This window comes from Deinococcus misasensis DSM 22328 (genome assembly GCF_000745915.1).
Taxonomy (GTDB): Bacteria; Deinococcota; Deinococci; order Deinococcales; family Deinococcaceae; genus Deinococcus_C; species Deinococcus_C misasensis.
Genome location: NZ_JQKG01000002.1, coordinates 217,259 through 244,247, shown reverse-complemented (window position 1 = coordinate 244,247; position 26,989 = coordinate 217,259). Strand labels below are relative to the sequence as shown.

The following is a 26,989-nucleotide window of genomic DNA, read 5'->3' as shown; positions in this document are numbered from 1 at the left end:
GGGTTTTCCCTGAGTTCAGTGCCCATGGATTGGAAATCAAAAGTTCAAATGAATGGATGGAGCAGATTCACTGCTTTCTCTGGTGCAATTTCGAAAGTGGTGCTGTCGAAATAAGATGTCTTGGACGAGGATTTTCTCTGTGAACTGTCAAATGTAGACTGTGAACTTACCCCATTGATTTACTCGTCCAATAAAGTCAGGAAACCCTGCTGAATGGTCCTCGCATACAGCAAAGCTGCCGCGACCCGAGCATTCAGGTTGGCCTGACTGGTGTCCAGTCCCAGAGCCCCGTACAGCCCACCGATGGCATTGTCGATCCATTTCTGGCTGAGGCCCAGTTCGGCAGCGATGGCGGCATTGGTGTATCCCTGCGTGATCAGGGTCCAGAGTTCCCATTGCCTTGCGGTCAGGTGCGGGAAGTGCTTTTTTTGAAGCTGCTCTGGGTGAAGGAGTTGCGGGTCCAGCACCACCTCGCCGTCTTTCACCCTGTGCAGGGCACGCAGGATGATGGTGATGTCCTGCACGGATTTTTTCAGCAGGTAAGCCCATCCGGTGAAATCCGTCCCGAGGGTCCTTGCAAACACCAGACTGCTGTGGTTGGAGAGCAGCACGATGCCCAATGAAGGTTGCCTTTCCCTCAGGTGACGACCAAGCTGGATGCCATTCATTTCGCTGTCCGGTCCAAGGTCGATGTCCAGAATCACGGCATCGGCGTCTTGCATGCGTGGGTCAGCGAGGGCTTGCTGTGCAGAGTGGCACACGGCCAGCACCTGCACTTCGCGGGTGTGTTCCAGAGCGGTGCGCAGCAAGGCACTGAACAGGGTTTCGTCTTCAACGATCAGGATTTTCAGGGGTTTCATGACGGGATCCTCGCCCAGATGCGACTCGGGCCTCCTTTTTGGCTGTCCACACCCCAGGTGCCTTCCACCTGCTTGATGCGGGCATCCATCCAGCGCAGCCCCAGTCCTTTGAGGGCACGTTTGGGGTCAAAGCCGATGCCGTCGTCTTGCACCTCCAAAAACAGGGTGTGGTTCTGGAGCCTCAGGGTCACGGTGGCATTTCTGGCCCTTGCGTGTTTGATGGTGTTTCCAAGGGCCTCTTCGATCACGCGGAAGGCCACCAGACGGCTGGACGCCGAGAGCCCCTGATTTTCCTCTTCGTGTTTCAGCAGTTTGCTGTCCACCTGAATGTGCACGTCCAGCATGTGCTGCATCCTCTGGACCAGCAATTGTAAAGCCGCAATCAGACCGACATCCAGAGCCTCGGGGTGCAGTTGGTGGCTGAGCAGGCGCACTTCATGTTCACGGATGTGTTCGAGTTCATCCCGCACCTGATTCAGGGTGTGCTGGACCTCCTGCTCTTTGCTTTTCACCTGCCCGAGTCGGTACCACGCCACCAGCAGTCGGGATTGCACTCTGGAATGAAGGTGCTCGCTGACCTGCTGCCGGGTGCGTTCCTCGGCCTGCGTCAGCAGTTCCCTTGAGGCTTGCAGTTCCTGCATCACCAATTCCTGTTGCCTGCGAAGCTCAGCGTTGTGCAGGCCAAACGCGACCTGACTGGCAAAAGCTCTGGCAAGGTCCAGTTTGTGCTCTGGAACGTGGGCTTCGTTGTGGCAGCACACCAGAGCCCCATACACGTGCCCTTCCAGTTGCAGGGGCACCATCAGCACATGGTCCACCCCCACTATTTTCTGGGCGAAATGCACCACCAGATCGGGCACCGCTCCTTGCACGATGTCCAGAGCAGAGCGGTTGACCACTTCTCCATTGCGGTACACCTGTGCAGTAAACGGGTTGGCATCAATGGGCGCAGATGCCCCAAGAGGATCGAAGTTCGGCAGGGCCACCTTGACGGCCTGCAGGGTGCGCTTCACCACGGTCAGGTGCAGTCCAGCCCATGCCACACATCGCGCCTGCCCGGTGTTCAGATCACACTGGGTCAGGAACACATAAGGATACCCGAGCACCCTCTGGGAGTTCTCCACAATCTGGTCTGCGAACTGCCCCCATGTGCTGCCTTGCAGGCTTTCTCGCACCTCTCTGGTCATGTTTGCATGATGCCACGGAATGGGGGAAGGCAGTAGGGGGTTTTCTCTGGGTCCAGCCTTCAGATGTCAGTTGTCAGCAAGGAGAACATGGGCCTCTGGTTTTAAAGACATCAAAGGCGAAAAAACCGTGTCAATGTGGTGTTGAGGTGATTGCAAGGAGAGAACAAAGGGTGCTCTGGTCATGCAGGAGACCAGAGCACAGGGGATGGTGGCAGATGGATGCTGGCGTTGTCTCTTGCTGTAAACTGTCCACTGAAAACTGTAAACTTCCCCGAGCGAGCACCCAAAAGCACAATCCGCCTGCTCCTCACACATGGCAATCCAAAAAATCACCTGTGGGGCATGGAATAAGCGTCCAGTTCCGTCAAATTCCGAAAATCTCCTGTCCCTTCCAGAGGTGCCCCTGCCGATCCGCGCAGCAGGAGCCCGAGGCGGGTCAGGCTGTGCAGCAGGGCTTCCCCTTGGGGGAAAAGTCCGTGTCCGCTGTCCACATTGATGTGCCCCACATCCCCGAGGTTCACAAATTCACTGCCCCACGAGCGGGAAAATTCCTGTGCCCGTTCTGCAGAGCAGGTCAAGTCGGTGGTGCTGCCCACCACGATGCTCGGGAAGGGGAGGGATTTGCGGGGGACGGGGGCAAAATTGCGCAGTTCGCTGGCCACTTTGCGGCGTTCCACATCGGCAGGGGCGACCAGCAGTGCGCCAGCAACGCGGGTTTCGGTGGGTCTGGCCCAGTGGGCCACCGTGATGCACCCGAGGCTGTGGGCCACCAGAATCACCGGTTTGCGTGCGGCCTGCACATGGAGTTCCAGTTGCTCGATCCAGTGGGAACGCACCGGATGGTTCCAGTTCTTTTGCTCCACCCGACGGTACTCGGGGTGGGTGTTTTGCCAGAGGGTTTGCCAGTGGGCAGGGCCGCTGTTTTTCCAGCCGGGCACAATCAAAACATCAAATTCGGACATGGGTCACCTCGGTTCAAAAAATGTGATGTGTTCAGGACGGAAATGCACTTGCTGGTTCACGGTCAAATGGAGGGTTTTGAGGTGGGAGCGGGGCAGTTCGATTTCCAACAACTCGCCAGAGGCGTGGCTTTTCACTTCCAGTCGGGCGTGGGGGCCAATCAGGTGGATGTGCAAGATGTCGCCACTCTGGCTGTTGGGCGTGGGTTGCAAGCCCAGTTCGAAGTCGTGGGGGCGCACCAGACCCGGTTTGCCGTTCACGGTCAGGGTGTGGGAGCGGCCCAGAAAGTGGTACACGAACTCAGAGGCAGGCTGGTCGTACACTGTGGCCGGAGACCCGACCTGTTCGATGCGACCTTCATGGAACACCACCACCCGAGAGGCCACCTCCATGGCTTCCTGCTGGTCGTGGGTCACGAAGACGCTGGTCAGGTGGATTTCGTCGTGCAGCCTGCGCAACCATCCGCGCAGTTCTTCGCGCACTTTGGCGTCCAGAGCCCCGAAAGGCTCATCGAGCAGCAAGACCCTGGGTTCCACGGCCAGAGCCCGCGCGAGGGCCACCCGTTGCCTCTGGCCTCCAGAAAGCTGCGAGGGGTAACGGTCTGCGGACCAGTCCAGTTGCACCAGTTTCAGCAGTTCGTGGACTTTTTTCTGGATGGTTTGACGGTCGGGCCTCTGGCTGCGGGGTTTGACCCGGAGGCCAAAAGCCACGTTCTCAAAGACGGTCATGTGCCGGAAAAGGGCGTAATGCTGGAACACGAATCCCACCTGACGCTCACCGGGATTCTGGTGGGTGGCGTCCTCCTCGTGCAGCAGCACTTTTCCAGAGTCGGGGGTTTCCAGCCCGGCAATGATGCGCAGCAGGGTGGTTTTTCCACTGCCTGAGGGTCCCAGCAAGGCCACCAGTTCACCGGTGGGAATGTCGAGGTTGATGTCGTGCAGCACAGGGGTTTTGCCGAAGGTTTTGTGGACGTTTTGAATCTGGATGCTCATGTGTTCCTCTGGAGGGGTTGGCGGTGCTCGATCAGGCTTTTGACCACCAGGGTCACCAGAGCCAGCAAGGTCAGCAACGAGGCCACCGCAAAAGCTGCACTGGTTTTGTATTCGTTGTAGAGAATTTCCACGTGCAGGGGCATGGTGTTGGTCTGTCCACGGATGCGGCCTGAAACCACCGACACGGCTCCGAATTCACCCATGGCTCTGGCATTGCACATGATCACCCCGTAGAGCAGGCCCCATTTGATGTTGGGGAGGGTGACTTTCAGGAAGGTCTGCCATCCGTTGGCCCCGAGGATCAGGGCGGCTTCCTCCTCTTCGGTGCCTTGCGATTGCATCACGGGAATCAGTTCTCTGGCCACAAAGGAGAAAGTCACGAAAGCGGTGGCCAGCACGATGCCGGGAATGGCAAAAATGATCTTGAGGTCGTGTTCCAGCAGCCACGGTCCGAAAAAGCCCTGCCTGCCAAAGAGCAGCACGTAAACCAGCCCCGAGATCACCGGAGAAACCGCCAGAGGCAAATCGATCAGGGTGACCAGCAGGCGTTTGCCGTGAAATTCGTACTTGCTGACCAGCCACGCAGCAGCCACCCCAAACACTGTGTTGAGCGGAACCACGATCAGCAACGTCAGCAAAGTGAGGCGGATGGCGCTCAGGGCATCTTTGTCCAGCAGTGCAGAGACATAGTTGGTCCAGCCCTGACGGAACGCTTCGTAAAAAACGGTGACCAGAGGCAGCACCAGAAACAATCCCAGAAACATCAGCATCAGGCCGATCAGGGTCCATTTGATCCAGAGGGGTTCGGTGCGGTGGTTCATGAAGTTCCCAGCCTCCGGTTGGCAAGGCTTTGCAGGTGGTTGCTGAGCAGCAAGAGCACAAAGGACACCACCAGCATCACCACGGCAAGTGCAGTGGCTGCGGTGTAGTCGAACTGTTCCAGTTTGCCCACAATCAAAAGGGGCACGATTTCGGTTTTCATGGGCATGTTCCCCGAGATGAAAATCACCGAGCCGTACTCACCAACGGTGCGGGCAAAAGCCAGCGTGAATCCGGTCAAAAGGGCAGGCAGGATCTCGGGCAGGATCACCCGCAAGAACACCTGACCTCTGGAAGCCCCGAGGCTCTCGGCGGCCTCCTCGACCTCTTTTCCGACGGCTTCCAGCACAGGTTGCACGCTGCGCACCACGAAAGGCAGACCAATGAAGGTCAGGGCCAGCACGATGCCCAGAGGGCTGTAGGCGGCTTTGATGCCCAGAGGTTCGAGGTGTTGCCCCACCCACCCTGAAGGGGCGAGCAGGGACGTGAGCGTGATGCCTGCAACGGCTGTGGGCAGCGCGAAGGGAAAATCAATCAGGCTGTCCAGCGGGCGTTTGAAGGGAAAAGAGTAACGCACCAGCACCCATGCGGTGACCAGTCCGAACACCACATTGATCAGGGCAGAGACCAGAGCGCTTCCGAAGGTCACCCGGAAGGAAGCCAGCACCCTCGGGGTGAGGATCACTTCCCAGAAGGCGGTCCAGCTCAGGGAGGCGGTTTTCACAAACAGGCCCCCCAGAGGGATCAGCACAATCAAAAGCAGGTAAAACAGGGTGTAAAACAGGGTCAGTCGGTAACCGGGCAGGATGTGGCCTCTGGAGGGCTTGAGCACCTGAAGCATGGCCATCACTTCTGGTAAATCTGGTCGAACAGGCCGCCATCATTGAAGAATTTCTTCTGGGCGGATTGCCAGTTGCCAAACACGCTTTGCAGGGTGAACAGTTTCACTTTGGGGAATTGCTTTTCGTATTTGGCCAGAATGTTTTTGCTTCTGGGGCGGTAGTAATTTTTGGCGGCAATTTCCTGACCTTCCTGAGAATAAAGGTAATTCAGGTAGGCTTTGGCCACTTTTTCGGTGCCGTGTTTTTGCACGTTCTTGTCCACCCAGGTGACAGGAGGTTCAGCCAGAATGCTCAAGGAGGGGGCCACAATCTGGAATTTGCCCTCGCCCAGTTCTCGGGTTGCGAGCAGGGCTTCGTTTTCCCATGCCAGCAGCACATCCCCGATGCCCCGTTCCACAAAGGTGGTGGTGCTTCCCCGAGCGCCCGAGTCCAGCACAGGCACGTTTTTGAACAGGCGGGTCACGAAGTCCTTGGCTTTGTCTTCGGTTTTGTATTTTTTCAGGGCAAAGCCCCATGCGGCCAGAAAGTTCCAGCGTGCCCCTCCACTGGTTTTGGGGTTGGGGGTGATGACCTGCACGTTGGGCTTCACCAGATCGTCCCAGTCTTTGATGTTTTTGGGGTTGCCTTTGCGCACCAGAAACACGATGGTGGAGGTGTAAGGGGAACTGTTGTAGGCCAGTCGGGATTGCCAGTTTTCAGGGAGCAGTTTGGCTTTTTCAGCAATGGAGTCGATGTCGTAAGACAGGGCGAGGGTGACCACATCGGCCTCCAGACCGTCGATCACGGCTCTGGCCTGTGCACCACTACCAGCGTGGGACTGGTTGAAGGTGAGGTCCTGTCCGGTTTGCTTTTTCCAGTGTTTGGCAAAGGCCTGATTGAACTCCTGATAGAACTCTCGGGTGGGGTCGTAAGAGACATTGAGCAAGGTGGTGGAGGCATGGGCGGTGCTGGCGAGCAAGATCAGTCCAAGGGTCAGGTGTTTTTGCATGAGGTTTCCTCCCACATGGGTCGCATGTGTTTTTTGATGTTTGGGATGTGGTCCCGTGGTTTCGGGATGTGTGAATCTTATATAAGTTTACTCATCTTGTCAACAATAGGAGTCTGAAGCTGTAGGTTGGGAAAACCTTTTGTGGGACATCGAAAGTTAAATTCGCGCTTGCAAAACTTAGACAACTTCTGGAAAACGCATCTAGCCAATGTCCAGAAAACACAGCAAAAAAACACAGCAAAAAACACAAACAAAGGGATGGACACAGCGTCCATCCCTTGCAAAATCTTCAAGGTCTACTCTGACAAGATCTACTCTGGCAAAATCACCTGTGCCTGCCATTTCCGGGCCTGCTTCTCCAGAGCCAGCAACGGCAGATACTGCTCCCTTTGGACCGACTCAAAGTGGCTGATGCCCGCTTTCTGCAATTCATGTTTGCCTTCAGGGGTCTGGTGGAGTTGCAGCAAATCCCGTTTCCAGCGTTCTTTCTGAAGAGCATCTTGCCTCTGGTGGGTCACCACTGGAGCCATTGGAAAAGGCCCGAGGCTGGAAATCACCCGGAGGTGCCGTTTCCACTCGGGATGGGCCTGCAAGATTTTTTTCAGGGTCAGGCTGTGAACCGCCACAGCATCCGCTTGCTGGTGGAGCACCTGTTCAAGGGCAGCAAAGGGAGACCCGGCAGGAGCAAAAACCCCTGAAAAGGCACCTCCTGCATCCCGAGTTGAAAAAGGGGGGCCAGCAGCGAAGACAGAGAAGAGGGGGTGCTGTAGGCCCACTGGGCTTCAGCAAGGTCCTGCCAGGTGTCGAAATGGCTGTCCCAGCGCACCACAATGTCGCTGTGGTAAATGGGCTGTTGTGCAGAACGTTCAGACAGGGGAACAGGCACGGCCAGCAGTTCCAGTTCACTGTGTTTGATGGCGTGCAGTCCACTTAAAAATGCAAATGGCACTGCTCCAGAAAGCAAGCCGGATTCACGGCTCTGAAGGGGAGAAGGGTGGTGCAACCAGTCAAAAGGACTCAGGGATGATAATGTGATGGATGGCAAATGGGACGCCACCTTGCGGAGGCGGGATGGATTCTGGGTGAATGTGGGAAGCATCCAGTGCTCCTTTCTGCAAATCGAAGGGGCCGATGGTGTTGGAAACCATCCTAGAATGGTTGATAAAATTTGTCAATTAAGCACTCTGGCGGATCCGGAGTCCAAACCTGTCTCTTGACGTTCAGGATTGATCCTTCACGATCCTGCCAAAACAGTGTTGCATGTCCTCTCCAGCAAAAAAGACACAAAAATAAGCTTTGATTCCTTCATCGACTTGCTGGGTCACCAGAGGCACACCCATGTTGTAAAACCAGGTGCCCTTCTCAGGTGATCCATGAACATTGACCAGCTTCTGATCGATGGGATCTGTGCACTTGAATTGCAGATCCATGTTGTCGTCCCGACTCCAGCGCAGATCGCATGTCCTGCGCTTTGCTTGCAACAAAACCCCTGTTCCGTTCCTGTTCAATTGCACTTCTGTCCCCTGACACGCCGGGTCAGGGCAGGTGTATGTTCCAACCAACTGGGCATCGGTCACCTCTGGAGGCTTGGGGGTCAAGGCAGAAATCAACAAAAAAGAGCCATAAATGAGCAGCAGCAACAACGGACTGAACAGCAAAAACAGCCCACCTCCCACCCAGAGGTCTCTGGCCAGTTGGCCCTTTTTTGGATTTGGGAGGGCTTGTTGGTGATTCACCCTTCCATGTTCAGGGAGGCGCAGGAAAAGGTACAGGACTTTTGTCCTGAAAAGCCGATGGGAATTCCACTTCAAAGGTTTTCTGTGGATACAGACATCCCCCTTGTGCAAAATGCAAAAGTTGATTAATTTGGTAAACAATATGAGTGACTCCAGAAAGCCAGCCTCCATTGAGCCAGCAGACCTTCAAAAATTGCTGCAGAAACAGGATCCCCTCATCATCGACATGCGTTCTCTGGAAGAATTTCAGGCAGGGCATGTCAAAGGTGCCCTGCACATCCCCATCGATCAACTGGAATCGCACATCGCTGAATTGCCCTCAGACCGGACCATCGTGCCGTACTGCAACATGTTCCACCCCGGACAGTCCAGAGGGGAAAAAGCCCGCGACCAGTTGCAGGCTTTCGGTCTGGATGCACAGGTGTTGCAGGGAGGTTTCCCTGCATGGAGGGATGCCGATTTGCCCACCGAAACCGACCCTGAATGACCTTGCTGGATCTGCTGATTTTGCTTCCGGTGGCTTTTCTGACCAGTGTGGTCAGTGTGGTCACGGGGGCCACTTCCCTGATCACGGTTCCGGTGATGCTGCTTCTTGGCATGTCTGCACCAGAGGCCATCGCCAGCAACATGGTGGCCCTGACGGCCCTCAGTCTGGGGGCCTCCATGCAGTACCACAAAGGCGGAGAAATTCAACCAGAGCGCCTGAAAACCCTCACTGTCCTGACGTTGCTGGGTTCCTTGCTCGGGGCCTTGATGGTCGGATGGTTGCCGGTCAAAGCCCTGAAAGGGGTGGTGGTGGGTGCCATGCTGCTTATGGCGGTGGTGGTGCTCAGGCCCATCAGAACAACACAGGTTCAGTATCGTCCACAGGTGGGGCATCCGTTAACATTCCTGCTCGGGGTGTATGGAGGTCTGTTCAGCGGAGGGTACGTCACCTTGCTGACTGTGGTGTTTCAACACACCCTCGGTTTCTCCTTGCGTGAAGCGGTGGCCAGCACCAAATGGATGAACGTGTGTTCCTCTCTGGTGGCCGTGGTGGTTTTCACCTTGCAGGAGCAGGTGGTGTGGCCCATCGCCCTCCTGATGGCCGTCACCATGTTCTTTGGTGCAAGGGCCGGGGTGGTCTGGACCCGAGGGTGGTCGGAAGCCACCCTGCGCAGGGTGTTCACTTTTGCGGTCTTGCTGCTGGCTGCGCGGGCTCTGGTGATGGATGTGCCGTGGGCAGAGATGTTTTAGTTTTGCAGAAAACAGTTTACAGCGAGCAAAAACAAAAAGCTCTGGCATCAAAAGAAGCGTCCTGAAAAGGACGCTTCTTTCAATTTCACGCATGATCGGGTGTCACACGAGTTCTTCTCACTGCGAACTCAAAACTGTGAAAGGTTCACTTCAAACCAGAGCTGCAACTTTTTTCCGGTGCACGTTCTCTGGCCTTTTCAGCCCGAGGTTTTCCCTGAGGGTGGTGCCTTCGTATTCCGTGCGGAACAGGCCCCGTTTGCGCAACTCTGGGAGCACCAGTTCGATGAAATCGTCCAGACCACCGGGCAGCACCGGACCCATCACGTTGAAACCATCGGCTGCACCGTTCAGGAAGCGTTCTTCCAACTGGTCGGCCACCTGCTCGGGGGTGCCAATCACCTGCCAGTGCCCCCGTCCTCCTGTGACTGCAAGGTACAGGTCGCGGATGGTCAGGTTGTTGCGTCGGGCTTGCTCGACCAGCAAACCTTGACGGCTGCGGTTGTTGTTGGTGAGGGGCAACTCGGGCACCGGACCGTTCACATCGTGTCCAGAGAGGTCCACACCCAGCAAGCTGGACAGTTGTGCCAGTCCGACCTCTGGAAGCACCAGAGACTGGATGGATTCGAATTTGGCACGGGCTTCTTCTTCGGTGGGGGCCACATAGACCAGCACGCCGGGCATGATTTTCAAATCGTCTTCGTGGCGACCGTGTTTCTTCAGTCGGCCTTTGAGGTCCCGGTAAAAAGCCTGTGCATCTTCAAGCGTTTGCTGTGCAGTGAACACCACTTCTGCGGTTGCTGCTGCAAGTTCTTTGCCTTCTTCTGAAGAACCGGCTTGCACAATCACGGGTCTACCCTGAAGGGAACGGGGCACGTTCAGGGGGCCTTTCACTTTGAAGTGTTTGCCCGAGTGGTTGAGCACATGCACCTTCTCGGGGTCTGAGAACTGCCCGGTGCTGGCATTGCGGATGAAGGCATCGTCTTCCCAGCTGTCCCACAGCCCGATCACCACCTGAGCAAATTCGTGTGCCCGGTCGTAGCGTTCCTCGAAACGGACGTGCTCATCCCGGTTGAAGTTCAGGGCTTCTCTGGCGTTGGCAGAGGTCACCAGATTCCAACCCGCCCGTCCTCCGCTGATCTGGTCCAGAGAAGCAAATTTGCGTGCCAGATGGTAAGGCTCGTTGTAGGTGGTGGTCTGGGTGGCAATCAGGCCGATGTTCTGGGTCACGGTGGCCAGAGCAGAAAGCAGGGTCACGGGTTCAAAGTGTGCCCCTCTGGAGGTGTACTGGAACACCCCTTCATCGTCAATCCATGCAGCGGCAGAGTCGGCAAAAAAGATGGCATCAAATTTGGCTTTTTCGGCTTTCTGGGCGAGGTCCACAAAATGCTGGAAGCTGGTGTGCGCCTCTGGATTGGCCTCTTGGTGACGCCATGCGGCGATGTGGTGCCCGTCGGTCATCAGGAAAGCCCCGAGTTTCAATTGTTTCTGGGATGCAGTCATGTTCCATTCCTCCTTCAAACCGTCTGGAGCGGTTGATTGAGCCACTGAAAATCTTCTTCGGAGAGGTGCAGTTGGGCAGCCTGGCTGTTTTCTTCAAGGTGCTGGATGCTGGAGGTGCCCGGAATCGGCAAGATCACCCGTGAGCGCTTGAGGAGCCATGCCAGAGCCACCTGTGCAGGGGTGGCCTGATGCTTCTGTGCAAGGGTGTGCAGTGGGCCTGATGGTTGGGCCAGTTGCCCCACTGCCAGAGGAAACCACGGAATGAAGCCGATGTCGTGCTGCTCTGCATAATTCAGCACCGCTTCGGACTGGCGGTTCGAGAGGTTGTAGAGGTTCTGGACGGTGGCAATCGGCAAAACCTGTCTGGCCCGGTCCAGTTGATCCACGGTGACTTCAGAAAGGCCCACATGTCGGATTTTGCCTTCCTGTTGCAGCTCCTTGAGCACCCCGAATTGCTCGTCTTCCGGGACTTTGGGATCGATGCGGTGCAGTTGCCAGAGGTCAATCTGTTCCAGTTTCAGGCGTCTGAGACTCAGTTCTACAGCCTGACGGAGGTACTCTGGACGGCCCACAGGAGCCCATTTGCCGGGTCCCTGACGGGTGTTGCCCCCTTTGGTGGCGATCACCAGACCCTGTGCATACGGATGAAGCGCTTCTGCAATCTGCTTCTCGGAGGTGCCCGGTCCGTAGGCATCGGCGGTGTCAATGAAGTTGATGCCCAATTCCACAGCCCGTTTCAGCACCTGTCTTGCATTCTCGGGGTCTCTGGGTTCTCCCCAGACCCCCTCTCCGGTCAGGCGCATGGCCCCAAATCCGAGGCGGTTGACTTCGAGTTCTCCGGCAATCTTGAAGGTCAGGTTGTGTGCGGTTTCAGTCATGGTTTTCTCTTTTCTGTCGAATGGAAAGGGCTTGAAGTCAAACGTAACGGGTGAGGCGCTCAAGGCTGTGTCGGTGGTGGGGACGTCCGGTTTCTGCGGCCCGGCCAATCGGAAGCAGGGCGGTGATGGTCACATGCTCGGGCAAACCCAGCAAGGTTTTCACTTTGCTCTGGTCAAAACCCAGCATTGGGACAGTGTCGTAACCCAGTCCTCTGGCTGCCACCATCAATACCCCAAGCAGGATGTTGGCCTGGGTGTCTCCCCACTGGGCACGCTGTTCGATGCTCAGGCGAGACAGGGCTTTTTGCAGGGTTTGCACCTGCCGGATCTGGCCTTCTTCCCCAAAGTGGGGGTGTGAGGTTTCGATGGCGGTGTGCAGGGTGTCTTCGGCATCGCTGTACAGAACGATGGTGTAAGGGGCTTCCAGCACCTGATTTTGCTGGTATGCAGCAGCATGAAGCTGGGTTTTGACCTCGGGGCTTGCCACCACCACAAACCGCCAGGGCTGTGCGTTCCATGCACTCGGGGCGAGGGTGGCGAGGCGCAGGATCTCCTGCAGGTGGTGCAGGGGCATGTCTGGATGGTATTTGCGGATGCTGCGCCGGGTTTCGATGGCTTCGGTGGCCCTCAGGCTGCCGGGGATGGCGGAAATGGCGGTCATGGTTCCTCCTCTAAAGTTTACTGATTTAATCAATAATCTTTTGAAGGGGTTTCGTCAAGCGCCCAGAGGGGAAATTCTAGATCTTCTGTATCAAAGTTGTCTAAGATTGAAATGCAGATCCTGATTTGAACTCAATGCAAAAATCATCAGAAAAAGCCCTGAGAGAAAGAGATTCATCGAAAAAATGGGTTTTTGATGCTCAAACCATGCCCCAGAGGTGCTCCGGCTAATAGTTGACAGATCAGGTAACTTATTCTAAAGTTCGTTCCATCAAGCACGGAGCCCCGAGGGGTTGCCGGAAAGGAATCCCATGACCCAACATTCCACACCTGACATTTTCTGGTTCATTCCCACCAGCGGAGACGGACGCCACCTTGGCAGCCACAACCAGCAACGCACCAACACCTTCGATTACCTCAAAAGCGTCGCCATTGCTGCAGACACCCTCGGATTTGATGGTGCCCTGCTCCCCACCGGATACGGCTGCGAAGAGTCATGGGTGACCGCCAGCGCTCTGGCTTCCCTCACCCGCAGGCTGAAATTTCTGGTGGCTGTGCGCCCCGGACTGATCTCCCCAGCCCTCGCTGCCCGCATGACCGCCGCTCTGGACCGCATCTCTGGCGGACGGGTGTCCCTGAACCTCGTGTCCGGGGCTGGAGACAAAGCCCTGCTCGCAGAAGGTTTGCCCGAGCAGTACCTTGACAAAGATGCCCGCTACCAACTGACCCGCGAATGGGTGCACATCTTCCGTGCCCTCTTGGAAGGCCAAAAAGTCACCTATCAGGGAGAGCACCTGCAAATCACCGACGGCCAATTGCAATTCGGCCCGGTGCAACAACCCCTCCCTCCTGTGTACTTCGGAGGCAGCAGTGAACCCGCCATTCAGGTGGCCGCAGATTACACCGACGTGTACCTGACCTGGGGTGAACCTCCCCACATCGCCCGTGAAAAAATCGAACGGGTGAGCGAACAGGCCGCTCTGGCCGGACGCAAAGTGCGTTTCGGGGTGCGTGCCCACATCATCATCCGCGAAACCGAAGAAGAGGCGTGGCGTGAAGCAGACCGCCTGATCGAAAAACTCGATGATGCCAGCATCCACAAAGCCCAACAGCAGCTTTCCCAGAGCGACTCCACCGGACAGCAGCGCATGCTTTCCCTGCACGGCGGAGACCGCAACAAACTCACCATTTACAAGAACCTCTGGGCCGGAGTGGGTCTGGTCCGGGCCGGTGCCGGAACCGCTTTCGTCGGCAACCCTGAGAACATCGCCCGACTGATTCAGGAATACCAGGACATCGGGGTGGACACCTTCGTGCTCTCTGGCTACCCGCACCTTGAAGAAGCCTACCGCACCGCTGAACTCTTATTCCCGGTCATCGGCAAAACCCAGACCGGCGTGCTGAAAGTGCAAGAAACCGAACGCCGTGTCGCTGTTTCTTACTGAGCTGTTTCTGACTGAGTCATTCTTCTCTCCTTCCACGTGAATTGAGGTCAAACACATGGCCGTCCACCCCGAGACGGACGGCCATGGGGAGGTGGTCGCTGTCCAGACTTGCCACATGACCTGCACACAGGTGCAGGTCTTTTTTTCAAAATTTCTCTGCACATGCAGATCCCAAGGAGCACCTGACATGAAAAAACACCTGATCGCAACCCTCGCCATCGCAGCATTTGGATCCCTCGCACACGCAGAAGACGTGGTTTTCAGAATTGGCTACCAGAAAGGGGGGCTTCTGACCGCCCTCAAATCCTTGAACTGGCTGGACGCTGCCCAGAAGCAAGGCATCAAATACGAGTGGTACCTGTTCCCAGCAGGCCCACAGCTTCTGGAAGCCTTGCGTGCAGGAGCCATCGATTTCGGCACCACCGGAGACACCCCCACCATTTTCGCTCTGGCAGCGGGAACCCCCCTGAGGTACGTGGCGATCACCAAAACCGAAGACCCCAGAGGCAGTGCCATCGTGGTGGACAAAAATTCCCCCATCAAGTCCCTGAAAGACCTCAAAGGCAAGAAAATCGCTTTGCAGCGCGGTTCCAGTGCCCACTACCTGACCCAGTTGGCCCTTGCAGAGGTGGGCCTTGACCTGAACGACATCGAAATCATCAACCTGCCCCCTGCCGAGGCCAGAGGGGCTCTGGAAAGTGGAACGGTGGACGCATGGACCATCTGGGATCCCTTCTATGCCATCGTGCAGGCCGGAGGGAACGTGCGGGTGTTGCGGGACAGCAAAGGCCTCACCGACGGGGTGGGTTACTTTTCGACGGTGGACCGTGTGCTGAAAGACACCGGCAAGAATCAGGCCCTGTCTTACCTGCTGGCCGAATTGAAACGCACTGCCGACTGGACCAACAAGAACACCGACAAGGTGGTGGACCTCTGGTACGAAGAACTCGGGATTCCCAAGGACATCCTGAAAGTGGTGAACCGCCGGAGTGGGGACACCAAAGTCACCACCTTCCCCCTCAGCCAGCTCAAATACCTGCAAAAACAATCCGACACCTTTTTCAAACTGGGCATCATTCCCAACAAAGTGAACTTCACCAATGAACTCATCGGCAAAGTCCCCTTCACCAAAAACGTCAAGGTGGCCCAGAAATGACCCTGCTGCGTACAGCCCCCTCCGTACAGAAACCCAGAGCACCCAGAAAAGGGTTTCAGGCCGCTGAACTCTGGCGCTGGGTGCTCCCCATCACCTTGCTGGTGGTGTGGCAGATCAGCTCCCAGCAAGGCTGGCTCAGCAAACTGATTCTGCCTGCCCCCACAGCCGTGTTCGGTGCCCTTCAAGAACTGATTCAGAACGGAAAACTGCTGGAGCACTTCACAGTCAGCATCCAGAGGGCTTTCACAGGGGTGTTCATTGGGTTTCTGGTGGGCTTCTCGCTGGGCCTGATGGTGGGCCTGAACCGCTTCCTGTCGGTTTTGCTGGACAGCACCCTGCAAATGGTCCGCAACATTCCACACCTTGCACTGGTGCCTCTGGTGATCCTGTGGTTCGGCATCGGTGAGAGTGGCAAGATCTTTCTGATTGCCCTCGGGACCTTCTTCCCGATCTACCTGAACACCGTGCACGGCATCCGTGGCATCGATCCCAAGCTGCTGGAAATGGCCAAAGTGTACCAGCTCACCCCCGCACAGACCTTCTGGCGTGTGGTGCTGCCCGGAGCTTTGCCCGGCATTCTGGTGGGCTTGCGGTACTCGCTTGGCATTGCGTGGCTGTCTCTGGTGGTCAGCGAATCCATCGCAGCCAACGCAGGGATCGGGCACCTTGCGATGGACGCCAGAGAATTCATGCGCACCGACATTGTGGTGCTGGTGATCCTGATTTACGCCAGCCTCGGAAAATGGGCCGACAGCACCGTGCGCCTGCTGGAAAGGAGACTGCTGCCATGGCACCCCAACCTCAAGTGACCTTGCACCTGGAGAGCATCTCCAAACGTTTTGGAAGCCGCGATGTCCTGAAAAACATCAATCTGCATGTGAAAAACGGCGAACTGGTCGCCCTGATCGGGGCCAGTGGAGGCGGCAAAACCACCCTGCTGCGGGTCATCGCCGGACTGGAAGAAACCTCTGGGGGAACCCTCACCTTCACCACCCTGAACCAGCAAGCCCCCCGCACGAGGGTGGTGTTTCAAGAAGACCGCCTGTTGCCATGGCTGAACGTGGTGAACAACGTCACGCTGGGACTGCCCAAAACCAGCCACCCTTACGCCTACCACATTCTGGAAAGTGTTGGACTGGCAGAACGCACCGGAGACTGGCCCGCCCAGCTTTCCGGAGGCCAGAGGCAAAGGGTTTCTCTGGCCCGGGCCCTCAGCCACCAACCCCACCTGCTGTTGCTGGACGAGCCTTTCGGGGCACTGGACGCCCTGACCAGAGGGGAAATGCAGAAACTGCTGGAAAACCTCTGGAACACCCACAGGTTCACAGCAGTGCTGGTCACCCACGACATCGAAGAGGCCCTGCAACTGGCAGACCGGGTGATTGTCCTCAGGGACGGAGAAATCGCCCACGAAGTGACCGTGGACCTGCCCCGCCCGAGGAAGCGCAGTGATCCGCACCTCTGGGAACTGGCCGAAGAACTCGAAAGGGAATTGCACGTGGCTGAGCCTGTGCCTTCTGCTCCAGTTGCGGTGGGAAGTGCACCCTGAAATCCGAAGTCACCTGCACCACAAAAGGGAGGGGAAACCCTCCCTTCAACTTTGGTTGCCGATGGAGTTCTGGTACCAGTGCGGATCAAGAATGTGTCTTGAAACAATCAAGATCTTGAAACGTCAGAAAAAACCTTGATTTGTTCTGAAATGTTCGCCTTTTCATCACACAGACCCTCAAATTTCCGCTGCTGGGCTCCAAGGTTTGATGGAGTCGATCCTGCCAAGCCAAATTTACCCAGCAAAATGGCTTTGGCAGATGAAAAGATTCCCGATGGCTTTCCTGTTGTAGTATCCTGCAAAAGTCAAACCTTTTTGAGGTTTCAAAGGAAAAAATGAAAAACATTGTTCTATTGACGTTGCTTGCTGTTGCCTGCATGGCCTGTGCCCCCACCCGTACATTCACCCAGTATCCTGATGCGGCTCTGGTGCAACTGGACCCTCAAGGAAAAGAAATCCAGGACTTGACTGCAGAAAAAGCTCCTCTTTCGTACACTTTTGCTGTGGAGGTGCAAGGTCACATCAATGTGGCCATCACCAACCGGGGTGATGAAAACGTGACCTTGCTCTGGAACCAATCTGATTTTCAGGTGGGGACACATGGCAGTTCTCCCATTCAGCAGTTCCGCAGCAACCCTCCCACCGAAGAAACCCTGGCACCTAGCAAAGTCCTTCGTGTGAGACTGACCCCAACAAAAGCACAGGATGGCTCCTGGCTTCCTGCGTCGGATAAGAAAGGGTCATTCATGCCTATGCCCTTTTTTTTCGGAAGCCAAACGGTGATTCTCAATTTGACCTACCAGAAGGCGTCTGAAACCCTCAAACACAGCTTTTTCTTTCGGTTCAAAAGCACTTCAACCATGTGAACTGAGCGGGTCAAAGTCTTTCTACAGTGTCTGTCAGTGAAATGGGAGGATTCAGGTGAAGCTTCCCATTTCAAAAATCCCTTCCAGAGAAAACAGGGTGCTGTTTTACGGACGGTCCAGCAAGATCTGGGTTTCTCCGGGCTGCAGCTTCCACGTCCCACCTGCAATGGCCCGACCCGAGACCTGATCAAACCACGTTCTGGCCCATGGAAGGTTGACCTCTTGCGCTTCTCCAGAGAAGTTGATCAACACCACGGCTTTCTGCTCTGGGGTGAAGCGCACGAATGCAGCCACATTGCGCGGTTGCCCGGCCACCAGACGCAACCCTCCGGTGTGCAGGGCTGGAAGTTTCGCCCGAACCGTCAGCAGTTTCTGGTAGGTTTCTTTCAGGGCAGGGTTGCCTTTTGCCCAGTCCAGAGGGGCGGGATCGAACAGGCTGGGACGCTCTGTGAGGCCCACTTCCTGACCTGCATAAATCAGGGGCACACCCGGTTCAGTCAGCAGAAGCCCGGCTGCGGCTTTCAGGACAGGCAGGCTGTTCAGTTTGCTGCCGATGCGTTCCTGATCGTGGTTTTCCAGATAACGCAATTTGGGAATGTTGGAGACCATCGTGGATTCAAAGGTGGGATGGTCAAAAAAGCGGTTGGCGGAAATCAAGAGCTTGGCCACCCCAACCGCTCTGGACATGCCGTCCCAGTCGTAAGACAGGTCAAAAGCCCGGTCATGGTAAGGGGCGTCTCCGGTTTCGGCCAGCAAGAGCACTTCAGGGTTGAAGGCTTTCATGGCCGGACGGAATTTCTGCCAGAAGCTGAGCGGAACCCCCCCAGAGTAATCGGCACGGAAACCATCCACCCCTTGCTGCAACCAGAAAAGACCGACCTCGATCAACTTTTGCTGGACCTCTGGATGGGAGGTGTCCAGGGCGGCCACATCGGTCCACTCGGGATTGGGTGCGATGATGTCGCCTTGCGGATTCTGGCGGTACCAGTCTTTGTGATCGGTGGTCCAGGGGTGGTCCCATGCGGTGTGGTTGAAAACAATGTCGATCACCACCCGCAAACCCAGACGGTGCGCCTCTTTCACGAAGTTCTGGAAGTCTTGCAAGGTGCCTTGCCTCGGGTCCACAGCGGTGTAATCCTTGATGGAATAAGGGCTGCCCAGTGTGCCTTTGCGCTGTTTTTCTCCAGTGGGGTAAAACGGCAGCAGGTACACGGTGTTCACCCCGAGGTTCTGGATTTCCTGCAAACGGGCCGTTGCAGCTTTGAAGGTTCCTTCAGGCGTGTGGTTGCGAATGAACACCTGATAGAGGGTCGCTTCTGGCATCCACGAGGGGGCAGGCAGGACCTGTGCCTGTGCAGAGAAGGCCAGCAGGATTCCAGCGGTCACAAGCGTCTTTTTCATCGTTTCTCCTTGATGATGCGCACCCCGGCAGAGGGCAGATGAAGGCTTTCCAGAATTTCGCCAGAGAGCAGGTCCGTCCAGTGGCCGGAAAGGGTGTATTCCAGAGGTGCATGGCGGGTCAGGACCACCTGAATGCGCTCCTCGCCCAGACGCCTTTCATAGACCAGATGGTCTTTTTGGGCCAGCACAATGCGGAAACTGCCTTCTTGCAAAGCTTTCTCCTGATGGCGCAACCGGATGAGGTCACGGTACCATTCGTACAGGGGATGTTCCCACCGCTCGGGATGGTCCCATGGCATGGTCCGGCGGCAATCCGGGTCATAGGTGCCTTCCATGCCGATCTCGTCACCGTAGTAAATGCAGGGCACCCCGATGAAGGTCAGCAACATGGCCGCGGCGATCTTCTGTCGCTCTGGATCCGGGCAGACGGTGGCGAAACGCTGGGTGTCATGGGAGTCCAGCAAATTGAACTGGGCCAACTGAAACGAAAAAGGCAACTGCCAGAGGTTTCGCAAAATCGCCTCTGCCCAGTCTTCGGCGTCTTCATGGGCAGGCACCCCACGGTGGTCCAGACCGCCCAGAAAAGCCCAGGTGGGCCACGTGAAACTGTGGTAATTCATGGTGGCGTCTTCGGTGCCCCCTTGCAACCACTGCACGGCATCGTAAAAATGCTCTCCGAAGATGTACGCGTCCGGGTGGGTTTCTCTGGCAGCCGTATAAAGTTCTTTCAGGATGTCTTTGTTGCCCTCATCTGAGCCGTTCATGCCAATCATCGGGGCCACATCCAGACGCCATCCGTCAATCTGGTAAGGCTCTTTCAACCAGAAACGCACCACACTGTCCGGGCTTCTGTAAATGGCATCACGCACCTGTGGGTTCGCGTAATCCAGCTTGGGCAGGGTTTTCACGCCCACCCACCCGAGGTAATCTTCAGGCTCTGGTCCGGTGTAGGTGTAGAAATCCCGTGTGGGACCATTCTGGTACGCCCCTGCCTCAGGGTAAAGTCCGGTTTTGTTCATCCATGGGTGGCGGTCTCCGGTGTGGTTGAAGACCCCATCCAGAATGATTTTGATGTCGTTCTGGTGCAGTTCTTCCACCAGAGCTGCAAAGCCTGCGTTGGTTCCAAAATGCGGATCAATCTTCAGGTAATCCTGCGTGTCGTATTTGTGGCTGGAGGGGCTTTCAAAGACGGGATTCAGGTACAAAGCATTCACCCCGAGCTTCTGAAAGTAAGGGATGCTCTGACGGATGCCCTCAAGATCTCCACCATAAAATTCCTGATGTCCGGTGTGGCGTCCGGGCAGGTCATCCCAGCTTTTCGCCATCACATCTCGGCCTTCGTAAAAGTATTCGCCTTCCTGCACGCTGATGGAAGGATCACCATTCTTGAAGCGCTCTGGAAAAATCTGGTAGAACACCCTTTCCCTCACCCACACTGGAGGGGCAACTGGCGTGAAACTGAAATCCTGTCCAGAGGCCGGACTGCTGCGACTCAAGCCTGCCTGATTGAACCACCAGAGTTTCCCCCTTTCAAGGACCTTGAAACGGTAGTGGGTTTTCTGGTGCTTCTGGATGTACACGAGGCCCGTCCAGCGACCATCTGGTGCTTTTTCCAGAGGCAGCAGTTGTTCGTCGCCGTAAGCGTAACTGACCGCCCATCCTCCTTCCATCTCTGGGGGGGCTTCCAGAAAGACCCGCATGTGTTCTCCCTCGCGCTTCAGGAAAAAAGGGGTGCCGTCATGGTGGTAAGTCACAGTGTTCTCCTTTCAGACAGGTGCAGGCTGGATTCGCGCACCACAAGCTCGGGAGGCAAAACCACCTGAATGGGTTCTGCGGGGTGTCCTTCAAGCAAATTCAGCAGGTGCTGGGCAGCCTGTTTGCCCATTTCTTCGATGGGCTGGGCGACGCTGCTCAGACCTTCTTTTGCTGCAAAAGTGTGGTCATCGAAGCCCAGAACCCTCGCCGGAAGTCCCTGTTCCCGCACGTGCCTGAGCACCCCAAGGGCCACAGTGTCGGCCATGCACAGAAATTGGCAGGGCTCTGGGTGATGCTGGAACCATCCTCTTGCAGCCTGCCGTCCTCCTTCGGTCGTCAGGTCCACGTATTCCGCCCCGGCCAGAGTGCGTCCATGCAATTTCAGGCCGTGCTGGATGCCGTTGTAGCGTGCTTGCAGCACTGGACTGACGAAAGGACTGGTGAGGTCCTGCCTCAGGCCAATCAACACCATGGGTTCAGGAAAGCTGCACAGGTGCCTTGCTGCCTGCACCCCTCCCCAAAAGTTGTCGATGCAGAAACTGGCGTGGCCCTCATGCTGGGTGTCCACCAGCACAGTGGGCTTCTGAAATGGAATCGGCAGACCGTTGTACAGGGTGCTCAGGTTCAGGGAACTCAGGATCAACCCATCCCCCTGATAAGGGAGGGCCGTGGCTTGCTGGTACCTGCGGGTTTTCAGGCTTCCCACCAGAGGGTACAGCCCGAGATCGTACCCGGCAGGCTCAAACACGCTTTCCATGGCCCAGAGCAAACGCCGGTAAAAATCGGTGTCCACCATCGGCAAAATGATTGAAACGGTGCGGGTTTTTCCAGCCCTCAGGGACTGGGCCTTGGGATCCGGCTGAAATCCCGTTTCCTGAAGGGCTTGCAGCACTTTTTCTTTCAGGTGGGCCTTCACCTGAGGGTTGCCGTTCAGCACCCGCGACACGGTGGCCGCTGAAACACCGGCAAGTTTGGCAAGCGTGTGGATGTTGTGTTTGCTCATGGGTCTCCACAAAAAGAGGGTTCTGGGACGGAAAATCTCTGGTTGCCTGAAAACAGAAATCGATTTCTGTTTGAGGTGTGTTTCAAGGTTCAATGGATTGTAGGTCCACAAAGGCAGATTGTCTATGGGGTCCTAGAGGCTTGACTGGGGAAAACCCTGATTGCTCTGGTTGATGCGGTTGGCTTCTTTATTTCTGTAAAATTGCTTTATCAACAAAGGTCAAGGAAAACCCTACTGGAAACTTGGCATTACCCTTAATCCAGATAGATGTTTCCACTGACTTTAAAATAAGGGATATGATATCAAGCAATTAACGACCCAATTAACGAAAGGTTAACGTCATTTGAAATATCCTCACCCCAGAGAGATTCAAGGATCTTTCTGAAAGGGAAGGTGGATGTATGTCTTACAACTGGAACAATGGACAGCTTTTGACCCTCAACCCCGGAGACACCGCAGTGTGCCAGACCCTGAACGCTGGGCAACTGTACGGCCTGTTCTTTTACAACTCGGCCCAGAACGACACTGGGGCCAACCTTGCTGTGGTGTGGAGCAACTCACAACCCCCCGTGACCGTGAACGTACCCGGCACCACTGGAAATCAGGGCCTGGCTTCGGTGGTCTTCGTGTACGGCGGAGACACCACCACCGTCTCGGTGAGCATGCTGCAGAACCAGCCCGGTGCACAGGTGCAGGCTTTCATTTGCAGCGTCAAAATGCCCACCGACACCTCTGGCATCAGCAACAAAGGCCTCCCAGAGGACGGAAGACCCCATTCTTTTGAGAAATTCACCCGGTATTTTGATGTGCCCGCCTCGCATTGGTACCAGTTGCAGGTCCAGAGCAACATCAACCAGTTCATTTTTGTGCAGTTCAAAGAGCAGAGCGCTCAGGTGGTGGTCCTGAATTCCACCAGCGATCCCAGTCAGACTGTGCAAGGGGTGGGCAGTGCAGTCAACATGTACAAAGTCAGTGCCGTGCCCTTCCAGAATTACTCCTACTCTTTGCAGGGCAATGGGTCACAGATCGTCTGGATCAATGCAGACAGTGTGCAGAACTCCCAAACCGCCAGCATTTCGCTGCAGTCCCTGACGGCCCTGTATGATCTGCACTCGGGCGAGTTGGTGGCCCACGACTGATCGGTTGTTCCGTCAAGAAGCAGACCTTCGGGTCTGTTTCTTTTTTGGTGTTCATTCCAGACGGGTGACCAGTCCTGCTCGAATGCCCAGTTCCAGAAAGCTTTTTGCGTCGGTGGGCACAGGTTCAGTGCGTTGCTGGGTGCGGTTGATGTGCCGGGTGATGCGTGCCCAGAGTGCATCGTCATCCATCAGGCGCAGGGCGGCTCGGGTCAAAAAGGGAGCCCGGCGTTCCATTTCTTTGCGGGCTTGTTGCCAGATGTCTTCTTCGTTGACCCCAGAGAGGGTTTCATCGAGGGTGATGGAATCGGTCTGGATGTGCACGCGCACTTTCATGTGGCCTCCTGTGGTTGTGGTCATGATACCCGACAGGGTAAGCGTAAAGTCGCTGTTCGGGCGATGCAAACAGAGAGAGCCATCAGCCGTCAGCGCTCAGCCGTCAGCCAGAAGGAAAGTCTTCTTGCTGCCTTTTGAGCTTAAAATCTGAGTGGACTTTCCCTTTTCGTTTTTGGTGTATTGCTGTTCTCGAAAGCAAACGCTTCAAGGTGGGCTTTGCGCTGAAAGCGGAGGGCTGACCGCTGACCGCTTTCTCCGATGACGTGCCAAACCTCAGGCTTTGCGGTGACCTCAATACTCGAGCAGCAGATTGCAGAAAGGAGCATTTTGCATGTTATTATGTAAATAACATATCTGTGTCCAGATGTGATAGGCTCTGGGCAGGAAGGAAGGCCCATGAAACTCGTCATTGTGGAATCGCCCGGAAAAATCAAGAAAATCAGCAGTTACCTGGGGAATGGCTTTGTGGTGGCAGCCAGTTTTGGCCATGTGCGGGATTTGCCCGCCAAGAAAGACGACCTCCCCGAGAAGTACCGCAAAGAGGCCTGGGCGAACATGGGCATTGATGTCCACAACAAATTTCGCCCGTATTATGTGACCAGCAGCAGCAAATCGGCACAGGTCCAGAAACTGCAAGATCTGGCCCGCAAAGCCACCGAAATCTATCTGGCCACAGATGCAGACCGCGAAGGCGAAGCCATCTCATGGCACCTCCTGCAACTTCTGAAACCCACCGTGCCTGTGCACCGCATGGTGTTCCACGAAATCACCCAGAAAGCCATCCAGCAAGCCCTGCAAAACCTGAGACCTCTGGACCTCAGTCTGGTGGCCGCACAGGAAAGCCGCCGCTGTGTGGACCGCCTGTACGGATACGAAATCAGTCCCCTCCTGTGGTCCCTCGGACCGAAACTGAGTGCCGGACGGGTCCAGAGCGTGGCCCTCAGGATGGTGGCAGAACGGGAACTGGAACGCGCAGTGTTCGTGCCCACCCAGTTCATTTCTCTGGATGCCCAGACCGTGGCCGGGTTCACGGCCCGACTGACCCACTTCGCAGCCCAGAGGGTGGCCACCGGCAAAGACTTTGACAGCAAAGGTCAACTCAAAGAAGGGGCTTACCCTTTAAGCAAATCTGAAGCAGATGGCCTCGCTGCCGAACTCAAAAAGCATCCCCTCTTCCTCAAATCCGACGAGGAAAAACCTTTCCGTGAAAAACCTCCAGCTCCGTTCATCACGTCCAGCATGCAACAGGAAGCTTCACGCAAGCTCGGGTTTTCGGTGAAAAAGAGCATGGAGGTGGCGCAAAAACTCTACGAAGCCGGATACATCACCTACATGCGCACCGATTCCCCCTCCCTGTCAGACGAGGGGCTCAAAGGGGCCAGAGATGCCGTAAAGCAGCATTATGGGGCGCAACTTTTGCCAGACCAACCCAGAATTTACGCCAGCAAAAACCAGAATGCACAGGAGGCCCACGAAGCCATCCGTCCCTCTGGTCAGGCGTTCAAACCGCTCAGTCAGGCCAAAAAAGAACTCCCTGACGAGGAACACCAGCTTTACGAACTGATTTACAAACGCACCCTTGCCAGCCAGATGATCGATGCCACCGGACGGCAACGCACCCTGACCCTCAACCATCTGGAGCACCTGTTCCATGCCAGCGGAAAAACCTACGATGAACCCGGATTCCGCACCCTTTACACCGAGGGCAAAGACGAACAGGAGGACGACGGTCAGAAACTTCCTCCACTCAACGTCGGAGACAGCATCAAAGTGCAGAAATGCACCGTCAAGAACAACAAAACCCAGCCCCCTGTGCGCTTCTCTGAACCCAAACTGGTTCAAACCCTTGAGAAAGCTGGAATTGGCAGACCCTCCACCTACGCCTCGATCCTTTCCAACATTGAAACCCGAGGGTACATCCAGCGCACCAAAAACACCCTGCATGCCACATGGCTCGGGGTGGCGGTCAGCCGGTTCCTGACCCACAGCTTTCCCCGTTTTCTGGACTACACCTTCACCGCAGAGATGGAACAGCAACTGGACGACATCGCTGCCGGGAAACGCACCCGACTGGACTACCTCACCCAGTTTTATTTTTCAGAAGGCGGACTCGGGCAGGAGGTCCAGCAATACCGCCAGAGGCCCCCTTTCGATCCTGATTTCACTCCAGTTCCCCTGAAAGAAGCTGGATTTCAGGTTCGCATTCAGGATGGGGTTCCGGTGCTGGCCTCTGGAGGCAAAGCCGTCCGCATCCCAGAGAAACTCAAGCCAGACGAACTGACCCCGGACAGGGCCACAGAACTGCTTGCATCTGAAGAAACGGTGGCCCTCAAGGCCCAGTCGGTGAACAGCCAACGGCGCACCCTCGGGACGCACGAAGGGCAAGAGGTCAGCGTGGGTGTGGGCAAATACGGCCCTTACCTGAAAATCGGAGACGCCTTTCACAAATTGAAGGTGCACGCCTCGGTGTTGCCCCATCTGACTCTGGAAAAAGCCTTGCAGCATGCAGAACAGGCCAAACAGGAAAACCAGATCCTGAAGGAACTCAAAAGTGGAAGGGGCACCATTCAGGTGCGCAGCAACGAACGGGGCCGTTACCTGTCCAGTGGCAGAAATTTTGCGCCATTGCCAGAGGCTCTGGATCTGGACAGCCTGACCTATCAGGAGGCCAGCGAAATGCTCAAGGCGCACCAGAGCAAGCGAAAGTGACCCTCCAAATCACCCATCCTGCCTGACCAGCCATTCCAGAGCTTGCTCTGCTTGATTCAGCACCGACAGGTGACCGGCCTCTGGAATGGCCCACAGTTCTGCATTCGAGCAGTGCTGTTTCAGCCACACCCCATGTGAGAAAGGCACCACCCGATCCTGCTGCCCATGCACCAGAAGAACCTTGCTCTGGATCTGGGAGGGGTCAAAGCCCCAGGGGGTCACATAAGAGATGTCATCATCCACCAGACCCGAGATGCCGTGATCCAGAGCCCCATCCACCACGGTTTGCAACCATGACCATGCGCCAGACAGGACTGCATGGTCGGAAGGGGTGAACATTTCAGGGTCGTACTCGGGGTTGGACTGCTCGTGCTGGATTTTGGCGGTTCTGCCCAGAGCGGCTTGCTGCAAGGTCTGGATGCCCCCCGGATACATCCCTGCAAACCAGTCCAGACCTGTGGCCTGAAAAGGGGCCAGTCCAGCCAGAGAAACCACCCCTGTGATCCGCTCTGGCATGAGGGCTGCACACGCCAGAGCGTGGGGTCCACCTCCTGAGTGGCCCATCACCCCAAAGCGTTTCAGATCCAGAGCGTTTGCCACCTGCAAGACATCTTCGGCGGTGTTCAGGATGCTGCGACCGGGTTTCTCTGTGGACAGGCCATATCCGGCCCGATTGATGGACACCCACCGAACGTTCAGACGGGCACTCAAATCAAACAGAGGCTCGGGAGGCAGGCCCAGATTGGGTGTTCCGTGGTGCCAGAACACCACTCTGGCAGCTTTGGATCCAGAGAAATCGAAATCGTGCAATTGCAGGGTGCGACCATCGGGCAGATCAAGCGTGAATGGGGTGGGCATGTGAACCTCGGGGGTCAAGTGGGATGAGGTCAGCATACTGCAAAACACCAATCTGTGTTCTGATATATACAGAATGGGTTACTTTGTTCACATGCCTTGCCACGTTTGTTGATCTGG

General features: G+C 56.1%; 27 protein-coding genes. 9 read left to right on the top strand and 18 right to left on the bottom strand.

What is annotated here, in order from left to right; all coding sequences use genetic code 11:
* Positions 1-179: 179 nt before the first annotated feature.
* The 10 genes from Q371_RS02925 to Q371_RS02880 all read right to left on the bottom strand — a co-directional run bounded on the left by Q371_RS02925 (position 180) and on the right by Q371_RS02880 (position 8,384).
* Positions 180-860 (bottom strand): response regulator, encoded by a 681-nt coding sequence (locus tag Q371_RS02925; protein WP_034335736.1) that lies wholly within the window; start codon positions 858-860, stop codon positions 180-182.
* Positions 857-2,047: a GAF domain-containing sensor histidine kinase gene (locus Q371_RS02920; protein ID WP_034335734.1), complete on the bottom strand. Its 1,191-nt coding sequence runs from the start codon at positions 2,045-2,047 to the stop codon at positions 857-859. The genes Q371_RS02925 and Q371_RS02920 overlap by 4 nt, the downstream gene beginning before the upstream one ends.
* 329 nt (positions 2,048-2,376) lie before the next feature.
* A complete protein-coding gene (locus Q371_RS02915) occupies positions 2,377-3,009 on the bottom strand; it encodes an RBBP9/YdeN family alpha/beta hydrolase (RefSeq protein WP_084571192.1) in 633 nt (210 codons plus the stop codon).
* A 3-nt stretch (positions 3,010-3,012) separates the two neighbouring features.
* The gene (locus tag Q371_RS02910) at positions 3,013-3,999 is read right to left on the bottom strand and encodes a sulfate/molybdate ABC transporter ATP-binding protein (protein WP_034335731.1); all 987 of its coding nucleotides are present in this window, start codon (positions 3,997-3,999) and stop codon (positions 3,013-3,015) included.
* Positions 3,996-4,820 carry a sulfate ABC transporter permease subunit CysW gene (gene cysW / locus Q371_RS02905; RefSeq protein WP_034335729.1) on the bottom strand — a complete coding sequence of 275 codons (825 nt, stop codon included), beginning with the start codon at positions 4,818-4,820 and terminating at the stop codon, positions 3,996-3,998. The genes Q371_RS02910 and cysW overlap by 4 nt, the downstream gene beginning before the upstream one ends.
* On the bottom strand, positions 4,817-5,659 hold the full coding sequence (gene cysT, locus Q371_RS02900) for a sulfate ABC transporter permease subunit CysT (protein WP_084571198.1): 843 nt from the start codon (positions 5,657-5,659) through the stop codon (positions 4,817-4,819). The genes cysW and cysT overlap by 4 nt, the downstream gene beginning before the upstream one ends.
* A gap of 5 nt (positions 5,660-5,664) precedes the next feature.
* Positions 5,665-6,648: a sulfate ABC transporter substrate-binding protein gene (locus tag Q371_RS02895; RefSeq protein ID WP_034335726.1), complete on the bottom strand. Its 984-nt coding sequence runs from the start codon at positions 6,646-6,648 to the stop codon at positions 5,665-5,667.
* A gap of 311 nt (positions 6,649-6,959) precedes the next feature.
* Positions 6,960-7,298, bottom strand: a complete 339-nt coding sequence (locus Q371_RS28045) for a PhnD/SsuA/transferrin family substrate-binding protein (protein ID WP_169743770.1) — start codon at positions 7,296-7,298, stop codon at positions 6,960-6,962.
* On the bottom strand, positions 7,256-7,747 hold the full coding sequence (locus Q371_RS28040; RefSeq protein ID WP_034335722.1) for a PhnD/SsuA/transferrin family substrate-binding protein: 492 nt from the start codon (positions 7,745-7,747) through the stop codon (positions 7,256-7,258). Before Q371_RS28040 ends, Q371_RS28045 begins: the two co-directional genes overlap by 43 nt.
* Positions 7,748-7,868: 121 nt before the next feature.
* Entirely contained in the window at positions 7,869-8,384 is a 516-nt protein-coding gene (locus Q371_RS02880) for a hypothetical protein (RefSeq protein ID WP_157442477.1), read from the bottom strand.
* Between the two features lie 142 nt (positions 8,385-8,526).
* Between Q371_RS02880 and Q371_RS02875 the strand changes: the two genes are divergently transcribed.
* Positions 8,527-8,871 (top strand): rhodanese-like domain-containing protein, encoded by a 345-nt coding sequence (locus Q371_RS02875; protein WP_051963120.1) that lies wholly within the window; start codon positions 8,527-8,529, stop codon positions 8,869-8,871.
* Positions 8,868-9,620, top strand: coding sequence for a sulfite exporter TauE/SafE family protein (locus Q371_RS02870; protein ID WP_034335715.1), 753 nt, complete (start codon positions 8,868-8,870; stop codon positions 9,618-9,620). Before Q371_RS02875 ends, Q371_RS02870 begins: the two co-directional genes overlap by 4 nt.
* A gap of 150 nt (positions 9,621-9,770) precedes the next feature.
* On the opposite strand, the gene Q371_RS02865 is transcribed toward Q371_RS02870, so the two are convergent.
* From Q371_RS02865 to Q371_RS02855, 3 genes are read right to left on the bottom strand one after another with little or no spacing between them, the layout of a single operon-like run.
* Positions 9,771-11,120: an LLM class flavin-dependent oxidoreductase gene (locus tag Q371_RS02865; RefSeq protein WP_034335712.1), complete on the bottom strand. Its 1,350-nt coding sequence runs from the start codon at positions 11,118-11,120 to the stop codon at positions 9,771-9,773.
* Between the two features lie 14 nt (positions 11,121-11,134).
* Positions 11,135-11,998 (bottom strand): aldo/keto reductase, encoded by an 864-nt coding sequence (locus Q371_RS02860; protein ID WP_034335710.1) that lies wholly within the window; start codon positions 11,996-11,998, stop codon positions 11,135-11,137.
* A gap of 37 nt (positions 11,999-12,035) precedes the next feature.
* Complete coding sequence (locus Q371_RS02855) at positions 12,036-12,659, bottom strand: nitroreductase family protein (protein WP_034335707.1); 624 nt, start codon at positions 12,657-12,659, stop codon at positions 12,036-12,038.
* Between the two features lie 310 nt (positions 12,660-12,969).
* Between Q371_RS02855 and ssuD the strand changes: the two genes are divergently transcribed.
* The 5 genes from ssuD to Q371_RS02830 all read left to right on the top strand — a co-directional run bounded on the left by ssuD (position 12,970) and on the right by Q371_RS02830 (position 17,674).
* Positions 12,970-14,103, top strand: a complete 1,134-nt coding sequence (gene ssuD / locus Q371_RS02850; protein WP_051963119.1) for an FMNH2-dependent alkanesulfonate monooxygenase — start codon at positions 12,970-12,972, stop codon at positions 14,101-14,103.
* Positions 14,104-14,290: 187 nt separating this feature from the next.
* A complete protein-coding gene (locus Q371_RS02845; RefSeq protein ID WP_051963118.1) occupies positions 14,291-15,259 on the top strand; it encodes an aliphatic sulfonate ABC transporter substrate-binding protein in 969 nt (322 codons plus the stop codon).
* Positions 15,256-16,068 (top strand): ABC transporter permease subunit, encoded by an 813-nt coding sequence (locus tag Q371_RS02840; protein ID WP_084571188.1) that lies wholly within the window; start codon positions 15,256-15,258, stop codon positions 16,066-16,068. Before Q371_RS02845 ends, Q371_RS02840 begins: the two co-directional genes overlap by 4 nt.
* Positions 16,047-16,808, top strand: coding sequence for an ABC transporter ATP-binding protein (locus Q371_RS02835; RefSeq protein ID WP_034335704.1), 762 nt, complete (start codon positions 16,047-16,049; stop codon positions 16,806-16,808). The genes Q371_RS02840 and Q371_RS02835 overlap by 22 nt, the downstream gene beginning before the upstream one ends.
* 335 nt (positions 16,809-17,143) lie before the next feature.
* Positions 17,144-17,674 (top strand): hypothetical protein, encoded by a 531-nt coding sequence (locus Q371_RS02830; RefSeq protein ID WP_034335701.1) that lies wholly within the window; start codon positions 17,144-17,146, stop codon positions 17,672-17,674.
* Between the two features lie 105 nt (positions 17,675-17,779).
* Here the strand turns inward: Q371_RS02830 and Q371_RS02825 are convergent, their stop codons facing one another.
* From Q371_RS02825 to Q371_RS02815, 3 genes are read right to left on the bottom strand one after another with little or no spacing between them, the layout of a single operon-like run.
* Entirely contained in the window at positions 17,780-19,075 is a 1,296-nt protein-coding gene (locus Q371_RS02825) for an alpha-amylase family glycosyl hydrolase (RefSeq protein ID WP_051963117.1), read from the bottom strand.
* The gene (gene malZ / locus Q371_RS02820; protein ID WP_051963116.1) at positions 19,072-20,829 is read right to left on the bottom strand and encodes a maltodextrin glucosidase; all 1,758 of its coding nucleotides are present in this window, start codon (positions 20,827-20,829) and stop codon (positions 19,072-19,074) included. The genes Q371_RS02825 and malZ overlap by 4 nt, the downstream gene beginning before the upstream one ends.
* On the bottom strand, positions 20,826-21,833 hold the full coding sequence (locus Q371_RS02815) for a LacI family DNA-binding transcriptional regulator (RefSeq protein WP_157442476.1): 1,008 nt from the start codon (positions 21,831-21,833) through the stop codon (positions 20,826-20,828). Before Q371_RS02815 ends, malZ begins: the two co-directional genes overlap by 4 nt.
* Before the next feature lie 401 nt (positions 21,834-22,234).
* Here Q371_RS02815 and Q371_RS02810 point away from each other — a divergent pair, with 401 nt between their 5' ends.
* Entirely contained in the window at positions 22,235-22,972 is a 738-nt protein-coding gene (locus Q371_RS02810; protein ID WP_034335695.1) for a hypothetical protein, read from the top strand.
* Between the two features lie 51 nt (positions 22,973-23,023).
* Here Q371_RS02810 and Q371_RS02805 read toward each other — a convergent pair whose 3' ends face one another.
* Entirely contained in the window at positions 23,024-23,329 is a 306-nt protein-coding gene (locus Q371_RS02805) for a hypothetical protein (RefSeq protein ID WP_157442475.1), read from the bottom strand.
* A gap of 372 nt (positions 23,330-23,701) precedes the next feature.
* Here Q371_RS02805 and topA point away from each other — a divergent pair, with 372 nt between their 5' ends.
* Positions 23,702-26,014 (top strand): type I DNA topoisomerase, encoded by a 2,313-nt coding sequence (topA, locus tag Q371_RS02800; protein ID WP_051963115.1) that lies wholly within the window; start codon positions 23,702-23,704, stop codon positions 26,012-26,014.
* 9 nt (positions 26,015-26,023) lie between these two features.
* On the opposite strand, the gene Q371_RS02795 is transcribed toward topA, so the two are convergent.
* Positions 26,024-26,908 carry an alpha/beta fold hydrolase gene (locus Q371_RS02795; RefSeq protein ID WP_245618199.1) on the bottom strand — a complete coding sequence of 295 codons (885 nt, stop codon included), beginning with the start codon at positions 26,906-26,908 and terminating at the stop codon, positions 26,024-26,026.
* Positions 26,909-26,989 lie beyond the last annotated feature (81 nt).